We start from the raw sequence: 9,474 nt of genomic DNA, 5'->3' as shown, positions 1-9,474 counted from the left end.
GCTTCGCTAAACTGAGTGCCATCTTGCGCGGTGATTGTTGTTGGCACCGCAATGCCCGACAGAGGCTCAAAACGCGCTTTTTGCTCCGTATGCCATGTAAACGGCACTAAGCCTGCTGTGGTCGGTAACACCTTTAGTCCAAATTGTTCTGCAAGCTTGTAACCGTAAGGTGATGCGCCAAGTTTGGGCATTGATAAGCCGCCCGTGGCAATCACCAGTGACTCACAACTAAACTCACCGTTTGAGGTCACGACTGCAAACTGCCCAGCATCATTTTTGGTGACCGACACAATCTCAGTGCGTAGCTGTATTTGCGCGCCAGCCCATTCACACTCTGTCATTAACATGCTGACAATTTCTTTAGCTGAGTCATTACAAAATAACTGCCCATGATCACGCTCGTGATATTCAATGCCATGACGCTCAACTAACTCGATAAAGTCACTTGAACGGTAACGTGCTAAGGCAGATTTTACAAAGTGGCTGTTACCACACAAGAAGTTGTGAGGTTCCACTTTTTGATTAGTGAAGTTACAACGACCGCCGCCACTGATGAGAATTTTACGGCCTGCTTGCTTAGCATTATCTAGCACTAGAACATCACGACCTCGATAGCCAGCAGTAGAGGCGCACATGAGTCCTGCTGCGCCAGCGCCAATAATGATCACGTCATGATGTTTCACAAGCTTACTCTCTTTAAAATGATTGGGGGCGATTATTGTGACAGTTTACGCTGCCTACTCGACAGCGTTAATCAGCTAGCAAGCGGTATATTTAAGCCACAAAAAAGGGCGCTATATTAGCACCCTTTTAGTCGCATTCACACTTACACACATGCCTTTAGCTATTCACTAATGGTTTCAGACTTTTGGTCTCGACCCAGTAGCTCTTTAGCGGCATCTGTTGGGCTTTTACCTTGATATAACACTTGGTAAATTTGCTCAGTGATAGGCATTTCAACATTAAGACGTTTAGCTAAAGTGTAAACTTCTTTGGTGTTGCGATAGCCTTCAACCACTTGACCGATTTCGTCTTGAGCAGTATCGACATCGCAGCCTTTACCTAATGCCAAGCCAAAACGACGGTTACGTGATTGGTTATCGGTACAAGTTAGTACTAAGTCACCAAGGCCTGCCATACCCATAAAGGTATTAGCATCAGCACCTAAAGCAACGCCTAAACGGGTTAGCTCAACCAAACCACGAGTGATTAATGCGGTGCGTGCATTGGCACCAAAGCCAATGCCATCAGACATGCCAGCGCCAATTGCGATAACGTTTTTAACTGCGCCACCTAATTGTAAGCCGGTAAAATCATCATTAGCGTAAACACGTAAACGTTTCGGGCTATGCAGTAGTTCCACTAAATCATTAGTGAAGCTTGGGCAGGTGCCCGCTACCGAAATTGCTGTTGGCATACCTGCAGCCAGTTCTTTTGCAAAGGTTGGGCCTGATAATACTGCTAATGGAAATTTATCCCCAAGATGCTCAAGAGCAACATCTTGCAGTAATCGACCTGTTTCAGGCTCTAAACCTTTTGTCGCCCAGACAATGCGTGCATCATCTCGTAGCAAAGGCTTGGCCTGTTGCAGTACTAAACCAAACACATGGCTTGGCACCACAACCAATACATTTTTAGTGGCAGCAAGTGCGGTGGCTAAGTCGGCTTCAATTTCAAGACTATCAGGAAAGGTAATCCCTGGTAGAAAGGCATTATTGGCGCGATCGTTAGTTAACGCGGTCATGTGCTCAGGCTCATGACCCCAAAGTAAGGTCTTGTGGCCACTTCTTGCAAGAGAAATGGCAAGGGCGGTGCCGTAAGACCCCGCCCCTAAAACCGCAATTTCAGCAGTGTTATTCATATATTATGCGTTTGCTTCTTCAGCAGCTGGTGCTGCAGCAGCTTCTTGCTGACGCTGTTGAACATATTGTGCAAATAGTGCATCAAAGTTCACTGGAGCAAGGTTAAGCTGTGGGAAAGTACCACGAGAAACTAAGTTACCTACTGTTTCACGTGCGTATGGGAATAGTACGTTAGGGCAGTAAGCACCTAAAGAGTGAGCAAGTTGTTGCTCAGTTAAGCCAGTGATAGAGAAGATACCCGCTTGTTGAACTTCACATAAGAAAGCAGTTTGCTCGCCATTTTGTGCAGTAACAGTTAGAGAAAGGATCACTTCATAAACATCATCAGATAGCTTGTTGCTACGAGTATCAAGATCCAGCTTAACTTCTGGATTCCATTCTTTTTGGAAAACTTCTGGGCTGTTTGGCGTTTCAAAAGACACATCTTTTGTGTAAACGCGTTGGATGTTGAATTGTGGTGCTTGCTCTTCGTTGTTTGCTACTTCAGCCATGATTTCCTACCTTCAAATGTTTTTTAGCTCTTCTGCGAAGCTAATCGTAAATTTGGGCTTGTCGCTAAAATGTGGCCGTTAGACAACATTTTAGACCATCCCGGTAAATTGGGTCTCACCAGTTTGTTATCTTACTTCTTACCTTTAACAACAGGTAAGTTTGCCGCTTGCCAATCACCCATACCGCCTTTTAGGTTATGAACATTCTCAAACCCTTGAGCGACAAGAAGTTGAGCAGCTTGCGAAGATGTCATTCCAGCAGCACATACAGTAATAATGGGACTGGTTTTAAACTTTTCAAGGGCAGTCGCTTTATTATTTTTGATTTCTGCTAATGGCACATGAATAGCGTCAACGATGTGACCTTTGCGGTAATCGTCTTGAGAGCGCACATCAACAACTTTAGCGCCTTGCTTGTTCATTAGCATGGTCAGTTCTTGAGTATTGACGTTGCTCACTTTTGAGGTTGCTGATTTAATGGTCATCACCACAACTGCAGCAAATAAACCAACCCATGCGATACTTAATACAGGGTTAGCTTGAAAAAATTCGATATATTCTTGCATCTTCTCTGCCTACTTTAAAAATGGCTAAAATTAATAAGCCACAGAGTATACCGATTGCATCTTTATAATGCAGCAAATTCAAGCCTAATCATCTTCTCTACTGTGCCATGGGCAGCACTTTAACGACGAAACATTGCATTTGCTTACTATCCTAAGGGCAATAGCTCACAGGTTTTTGACTAAATGTGTTGTTATTGAGCCTTATTCATCTTGCACGGGATTGTGACTGGGCAAGCTATTCATCGTAAATTGCCTCTACTGAGCCGCTCTTCAAAGGTAAATTTCTTTTTCAGGAGCTGAAAAAGAAGTAATATCCATACCATTAAAATTTTAGCTTTCTCTTAAAACTTTTTCTTTTAAAACTTAAAGGTACTCCCATGACGACACCAAAACGTCCACTGGCATTACTTATCTTAGATGGCTGGGGTCATCGTGAAAATACGCATAAAAATGCGGTTTTTCATGCGAAAACTCCAGTTTTAGATAAGTTAACCGCCCAATATGCAAGCAGTTTAATTTCCGGATCAGGTATGGATGTTGGCCTACCTGACGGTCAAATGGGCAACTCAGAAGTGGGTCATATCAATATTGGTTCTGGCCGTATTGTTTACCAAGAGCTTACCCGCATTAGCAAAGCCATTGCTGACAATGAGTTTAATCAAAATGAGGCACTGTGCGCTTCAATCGATAAAGCTATCGCCAATAATGGCGCTGTGCATATTATGGGTTTAATGTCGCCAGGTGGTGTTCACAGCCATGAAGAGCACATTGAAGCCATGTGCCGCATGGCGGTTGAGCGCGGTGCCACTAAGGTGTATTTACATGCCTTTTTAGATGGTCGTGATACCCCACCTCGTAGCGCAAAAAACTCTTTGATCCATTTTGATGAGTTATTTGCAAGCTTGGGTCACGGTAAGGTAGCCTCATTGATTGGTCGTTACTACGCCATGGATCGTGACAACCGCTGGGATCGAGTTGAAAAAGCGTTCAACTTAATTGCTCAAGGTAAAGGTGACTTTAATTACCCAAGCGCAGTTGCGGCATTAGACGCCGCTTACGAACGTGATGAAAACGATGAGTTTGTCGCTGCATCGACCATAGGTGAGACCGCAAGCTTAGCTGATGGCGATGCGTTAATCTTCATGAACTTTCGCGCTGACCGCGCCCGAGAAATCACTCGTTGTTTTGTCGAAACCGATTTTGCTGGCTTTACACGTGAAGTTACCCCTGCAATCAACTTCGTGATGCTAACCAACTATGCTAATGACATTGACGCTGTGGTGGCATTTCCATCAACAGATCTGGTCAATACCTTAGGTGAAACCTTACAAAAACAGGGTAAAAAACAGCTGCGTATTTCTGAAACAGAAAAATATGCCCATGTGACCTTCTTTTTTAATGGCGGCAAAGAAGAGCCATTTGAAGGCGAAGATCGCACCTTGATTAAGTCGCCAGATGTGGCAACTTATGATTTGCAGCCTGAAATGAACTCAACCGAGCTCACTGATAAATTAGTTGCTGCCATTGAGTCTACTGACTATGACGTGATTATTTGTAATTATCCAAATGGTGACATGGTCGGTCATACCGGTAAATTTGATGCTGCGGTTAAAGCCTGTGAAGCAGTCGATGCTTGTATTGGTCGTGTAGTAGAGGCGCTAGCGAAAGTCGGCGGCGAATGCATTATTACTGCCGATCATGGTAATGCTGAGCAAATGACCAATGAACAAACGGGTCAAGCTCATACTGCCCATACCAGTGAGTTGGTACCTTTCATTTATGTAGGCCGTGAAGCCACCATTGATGCAGGTGGACGATTGAGCGATATTGCGCCGACTATGTTAACCTTGATGGAACAAGAAGTGCCGCAGGAAATGACCGGCCGTTCAATCATTAAACTCAAAGAGTAACTAGCCACTCGTGAAAAAACGACTTTTGTTTAAAGCCAGCATGTTTGCTGGCTTGGTGATACTGACATCATCAGTTCAAAGTGCCGATCTTGGTAAGCGTCAATCAGAGCTGAAATCTATTCAGGCTCAGATTAACCAACAACAAAGCTCTTTGAAGGACACCAGTCGTCAACGAGAAAAGCTCATTTCGTTGTTAAAGCGAGATGAGCAAGCTATCTCTAATGCTGCTCAAAAAGTTAATCAAACCCAAAACTCACTGTCTGCGGTAAATACTAAACTTCGCGAACTTGATGCTGAAAAAGTCAACTTAGATACACTACGAGTTACGCAGCAAAAGACCTTATCTAAACAATTATCTAGCGCTTACCTTGCCGGTAACCATGACTATTCAAAGATGATGCTTAACCAGCAAAACCCTGCCACAGTTGAGCGGATGTTAGCGTATTATCAATACCTTAATAATGCCCGTATTAAAGCCATTACCAGTTTAAAAACAACTATTGAGCAATTAGAGCTAGTTAAAGTTGAGCAAGTTAATGAACAGCAAAAACTTAATTCCTTAATTCTTGAGCAACAAAAGCAGGCTAAACAACTCGCTAAAGAACAATCACAACGTCAACAAACCTTAGCACAAATTCAACGCACCTTGACCAGCAAAGGCGCAGAGCTTGAACAACTACAAATTGAAGAAGCCAGCTTAAAACACCTTATTGAACAAGCGGTGCTGGCGGCCAAAAATAGCCCCTCAATGGATGGCTTAGCCAAGCTGCGCGGTAAATTAAAATGGCCAACTAAAGGACGAGTTTCGTCTAAATTTGGCAGTAGCCGCTCAGGACAAATCAGCTGGAAAGGTGCGGTAATTGCCGCTCCTGAAGGACAAACCATCACCGCTATTGCTCACGGCACCGTTATTTATTCAGACTGGTTACGAGGCTTTGGTATGGTTATGGTGATCGATCACGGCGAAGGCTATATGAGTTTATATGGTCACGCGCAGTCATTACTTATTCCACCTGGCGAAACCGTTAAAAAAGGTGAATCCATTGCACTTGTTGGGAGTTCAGGCGGACAAACAGAATCTGGCCTATACTTTGAAATAAGACACAAAGGGCAAGCCATTAACCCAGCGAGATATTGTCGATAACACGCTAATAATAAAGTAATTTAATCTTTGGCGGTTATCAAACCTTCCGTAGGTTTAATCGTTGATCAATCGACGCCCTAATAATACCGCAAGGTATCTAAGGGGCAGTTATGATGCAAATTACACGTTATTTCTTGTGCTTCATATTAGGCGTTAGCGTTGCATTTTCATTGAACTTATCCAGTTCAGAGCAACACTATAAAACCCAATCTGAATACAGTTACTCACTCTTACTTGATGTCATCGATACGGTTCATACCTATTACTTTAATGAAGTAGACCGCGAAGACTTAATTGAATACGCCATCGAAGGAATATTCAATAAACTAGACCCCTATTCAGGCTTTTTAGATACTGGCGATTATCAAAGCATTAATGACAGTAATAATGGCCAGTACTTTGGTTTCGGCTTTGAAGTGGCAACTGATGACAACCAAATCACTATCATTACTCCTTATGCCAACTCACCTGCGGCCCGCGCTAATATTCAACCTGGCGATAAGGTCCTGCAACTTAACGACACCCTGATTGATCAAACCAATTTAACCGATGTACTTACCGAGATTAAGCAGCACAGTATCAACAAGCGACCAATAACACTCACCATTGAGCGCCAAGCTAACGAAACACTTCTATTTAATCTCGCCCCTGAGCTAATTCATATTAAATCAATTAATGCGAAAATTATTGATAATAATATCGGCTATATACAACTTAACTCGTTTCAGGAAGACGCTACCAATGCCATTATTAACCAAGCTAAACTATGGCAACAACAGCAATTAAAAGGTCTTATTATAGATGTTAGAAACAATCCCGGCGGGCTACTCAGTCAAGCCATCAGTATTGCTGATTTGTTTTTGCAAAAAGGTTTAATTGTTTCAACTGAAGGGCGTTTTTTCGATGCAAATGAAAACTACTATGCATCGCAACCTACCATATTTAAAGGCGTGCCTATGGTAGTACTTATTAATAAGGGCTCAGCATCGGCATCAGAAGTACTGGCTGCAGCATTACAAGAAAATAACCGCGCCACGCTAGTGGGAGAAACCAGCTTTGGAAAAGGTACGGTACAAAGTTTGATCCCCATGCTGGATATGGGCAACGCTATAAAGCTCACGATTGCAAAATATAGCACGCCAGATGGTAACGACATTCACACTAAAGGCATTGAACCGGACATTAAAATATCAAATGATGCTATCCTAAAAACAGATTATCTGGATATAATTGAACAAACTACAGCGCAATATGATGAACCACAGGATGGTCAAATTTCTTCCGCTATTGCATGGATAACAACTCATAATTAAAGCAGACTTTGTGCGCTATATATTGATACTTTTAGCTTTACTGTTAACGGCTCCAGTTCAAGCAACCCAAATCGCTATCATCATTGACGATATTGGTTATCGTCAAACCGATGAGGCGGTTTTGTCTTTACCAAACGGCATTACCCTTTCGGTATTACCTCATACTCCATTAGGTCAGCAACTTGCAAAGCAAGGCCATCAGCGTGGCAATGAAATTATGCTGCATATTCCCATGCAGGCACTCAATGGTAAAAACCTAGGCCAAGGTGGTTTAACGAATGAAATGGATGAGCAAGAGTTAAAACACCAGCTAAAAGATTCTATTGCCAATATCCCTTATGCTAAAGGGGCAAATAACCATATGGGCAGTTTGCTCACACAACTTGAAAGCCCAATGACTTGGCTGATGCAAAGCTTAAAAGAGCAGGACTTGTATTTTGTCGATAGCAGGACAACCCGCTTTAGTGTTGCCAGTGAGCAGGCGCAGCAACATGAGGTGCCATTATTACGCAGACAAATTTTTTTAGATAACGATGTCAGTGAGCAGGCACTAGAGAAACAATTTAAGCAGATCATACTAAAAGCAAAAAACGATGAAAATATTGTTGTAATAGCACACCCATATCCTGAAACAGTGCACTTTTTGAATCAAAATTTACATCGCTTAGAAGCCGAAGGAATTAGCCTAGTCCATACTTCAAAGCTGTTGCCCGTAACAATGATCAGTAATAAAGCCACTAGTTCAGTTCAAGTATTGAGATAGATAAATCAGGTAAGGTATCCATTAACTCATCTGCATTCTTAACGATATCAGCCAAAGTGCAGTCATTCAGCACGTTCATATATGCAGCAACTGCGTTCGCAAGAATACCTTTTAAACTACATGCTGGCGTAAAGCGGCAATAGGGTTCACTGCAATTAACAGGGGCCAGTGAAGGCTCTAATTCACCAACAAGCTGACCAAGATTAATGTCACTAGGCTTCACTGCTAATTTAAACCCACCACTTTTACCACGTAAAGTTTGTATATAACCTAGCTTACCCAGATGATGAATAATCTTTGCAACATGATTAGAAGACAGCTCAAAGACTTCCGTGACTTCAGCAATACGAAATAAAGTCTCTCTTTTTGGCTGTGCAGCAAGGTACATTAAAATACGGATGCCATAATCGGTATAACGGGTCAGTTGCATAAAGTCATATCCAAACTAATTAAAGGTACATACTAAGACGTTGAAGCTTCTAGCTCAGTGATCAAAATCAATGCTTGCTCATTTGATGTACTGCAAACATCCATTGTCGCGGTAAATTCTGCGCAAACAGCAGGTCTTGATGGATCGCCGAAAATCTTACACAAATTATCGTCATTTAACTGAATACAGCGAACCCCTGCAGGTTTACCGTTAGGCATGCCGGGTATTGGACTGGTAATTGACGGAGCAATACAACATGCACCACAACCTAAACGACAATCCATACTTCCACCTACCTGCTTAAAAGAGCAATATATCTTACTCATCACTAATATAAAAACATCTAAATCAAAAAAAGTACATTAAATGCATCTTTTGTTTAAAAATGTGAGTTTTGGGTACAATCGAAACTACTTGTATCTGTATTGACTAGAGTTAAAGAGTCAAAGCCTTTACCCATTGACAAAAAGCCTTTACTTTCATTTAGACAAGATTGATGCAATAAGCCAAAAACTTTCTTAATTTGCTAAAAACAAAAAGTCTGCATGTTGCAATAGAACCTTAATTCTTGGATCTTGAAATTCGAACGTCTCATAGGTCGGCAGTTTCTAAAAACATCCTGACCAACCGAATATTCTACATCTGCATTAATATTGAGTAAATAAAAACTAAATTCCAGAACTAAAAAAGCCTCTACCTTGCACTAAATCACTACGGTAGAGGCTTTGATCTTTATTCTTTATGTTGCCGCAGCTAACTTACTCTTATCAAGAGTTATACCAGTGCGTCTTAGCGTGTGACGAGTCGACAGTCTCTAATAACAATCACATTATCAGATTCACACAGCTGAACTTTCGCTTTCTCGCTGACAATTCATTCATTTCTAAAACGAAATAAGCCTCTACATTGCTGTATAGGCTTTCGTCTTTACGTTGGCGGAGCAGACTTACTCTTATCAAGAGACGAACCCTCGCCCACGGCGTGACAGGCCGTTG

Annotated in this window: 10 protein-coding genes; 4 read left to right on the top strand and 6 right to left on the bottom strand. The window is 42.2% G+C overall.

Features of this window, described 5'->3' with window-relative positions:
- The 4 genes from AB4160_RS18690 to AB4160_RS18675 form a co-directional block, all read right to left on the bottom strand.
- On the bottom strand, positions 1-683 hold a 683-nt coding region (locus AB4160_RS18690; RefSeq protein WP_372005963.1), incomplete at its 3' end, for an aminoacetone oxidase family FAD-binding enzyme.
- 161 nt (positions 684-844) lie between these two features.
- The gene (gpsA, locus tag AB4160_RS18685; RefSeq protein WP_102435372.1) at positions 845-1,861 is read right to left on the bottom strand and encodes an NAD(P)H-dependent glycerol-3-phosphate dehydrogenase; all 1,017 of its coding nucleotides are present in this window, start codon (positions 1,859-1,861) and stop codon (positions 845-847) included.
- A 3-nt stretch (positions 1,862-1,864) separates the two neighbouring features.
- Positions 1,865-2,353, bottom strand: coding sequence for a protein-export chaperone SecB (gene secB, locus AB4160_RS18680; RefSeq protein ID WP_102435374.1), 489 nt, complete (start codon positions 2,351-2,353; stop codon positions 1,865-1,867).
- Between the two features lie 131 nt (positions 2,354-2,484).
- Positions 2,485-2,919: a rhodanese-like domain-containing protein gene (locus tag AB4160_RS18675; protein ID WP_076541491.1), complete on the bottom strand. Its 435-nt coding sequence runs from the start codon at positions 2,917-2,919 to the stop codon at positions 2,485-2,487.
- Between the two features lie 377 nt (positions 2,920-3,296).
- Here AB4160_RS18675 and gpmM point away from each other — a divergent pair, with 377 nt between their 5' ends.
- The 4 genes from gpmM to AB4160_RS18655 all read left to right on the top strand — a co-directional run bounded on the left by gpmM (position 3,297) and on the right by AB4160_RS18655 (position 8,049).
- Positions 3,297-4,829 carry a 2,3-bisphosphoglycerate-independent phosphoglycerate mutase gene (gene gpmM / locus AB4160_RS18670; protein WP_372005960.1) on the top strand — a complete coding sequence of 511 codons (1,533 nt, stop codon included), beginning with the start codon at positions 3,297-3,299 and terminating at the stop codon, positions 4,827-4,829.
- A 10-nt stretch (positions 4,830-4,839) separates the two neighbouring features.
- Complete coding sequence (locus AB4160_RS18665) at positions 4,840-5,973, top strand: murein hydrolase activator EnvC (RefSeq protein ID WP_198589350.1); 1,134 nt, start codon at positions 4,840-4,842, stop codon at positions 5,971-5,973.
- A 110-nt stretch (positions 5,974-6,083) separates the two neighbouring features.
- Entirely contained in the window at positions 6,084-7,286 is a 1,203-nt protein-coding gene (locus tag AB4160_RS18660) for a S41 family peptidase (RefSeq protein WP_102476993.1), read from the top strand.
- 10 nt (positions 7,287-7,296) lie between these two features.
- The gene (locus AB4160_RS18655) at positions 7,297-8,049 is read left to right on the top strand and encodes a divergent polysaccharide deacetylase family protein (RefSeq protein WP_372005957.1); all 753 of its coding nucleotides are present in this window, start codon (positions 7,297-7,299) and stop codon (positions 8,047-8,049) included.
- Here the strand turns inward: AB4160_RS18655 and AB4160_RS18650 are convergent.
- On the bottom strand, positions 8,024-8,479 hold the full coding sequence (locus AB4160_RS18650; protein WP_102435383.1) for an Rrf2 family transcriptional regulator: 456 nt from the start codon (positions 8,477-8,479) through the stop codon (positions 8,024-8,026). The genes AB4160_RS18655 and AB4160_RS18650 overlap by 26 nt on opposite strands.
- Before the next feature lie 32 nt (positions 8,480-8,511).
- The gene (locus AB4160_RS18645; protein WP_102435385.1) at positions 8,512-8,763 is read right to left on the bottom strand and encodes a YkgJ family cysteine cluster protein; all 252 of its coding nucleotides are present in this window, start codon (positions 8,761-8,763) and stop codon (positions 8,512-8,514) included.
- Positions 8,764-9,474: the final 711 nt, after the last annotated feature.

It is taken from the genome of Shewanella sp. 10N.286.51.B8, from assembly GCF_041469325.1.
GTDB lineage: Bacteria > Pseudomonadota > Gammaproteobacteria > Enterobacterales > Shewanellaceae > Shewanella.
Note: the sequence above shows the minus strand (reverse complement) of the source record. Positions and strands in the feature narration are given on the sequence as shown.

Bases quoted from the DNA above. Each gene is read 5' to 3' on its own strand.
- gpmM (WP_372005960.1), top strand. From the start codon at position 3,297: ATGACGACACCAAAACGTCCACTGGCATTACTTATCTTAGATGGCTGG.
- AB4160_RS18675 (WP_076541491.1), bottom strand. From the start codon at position 2,919: ATGCAAGAATATATCGAATTTTTTCAAGCTAACCCTGTATTAAGTATC.
- gpsA (WP_102435372.1), bottom strand. From the start codon at position 1,861: ATGAATAACACTGCTGAAATTGCGGTTTTAGGGGCGGGGTCTTACGGC.
- secB (WP_102435374.1), bottom strand. From the start codon at position 2,353: ATGGCTGAAGTAGCAAACAACGAAGAGCAAGCACCACAATTCAACATC.
- AB4160_RS18645 (WP_102435385.1), bottom strand. From the start codon at position 8,763: ATGGATTGTCGTTTAGGTTGTGGTGCATGTTGTATTGCTCCGTCAATT.
- AB4160_RS18650 (WP_102435383.1), bottom strand. From the start codon at position 8,479: ATGCAACTGACCCGTTATACCGATTATGGCATCCGTATTTTAATGTAC.
- AB4160_RS18660 (WP_102476993.1), top strand. From the start codon at position 6,084: ATGATGCAAATTACACGTTATTTCTTGTGCTTCATATTAGGCGTTAGC.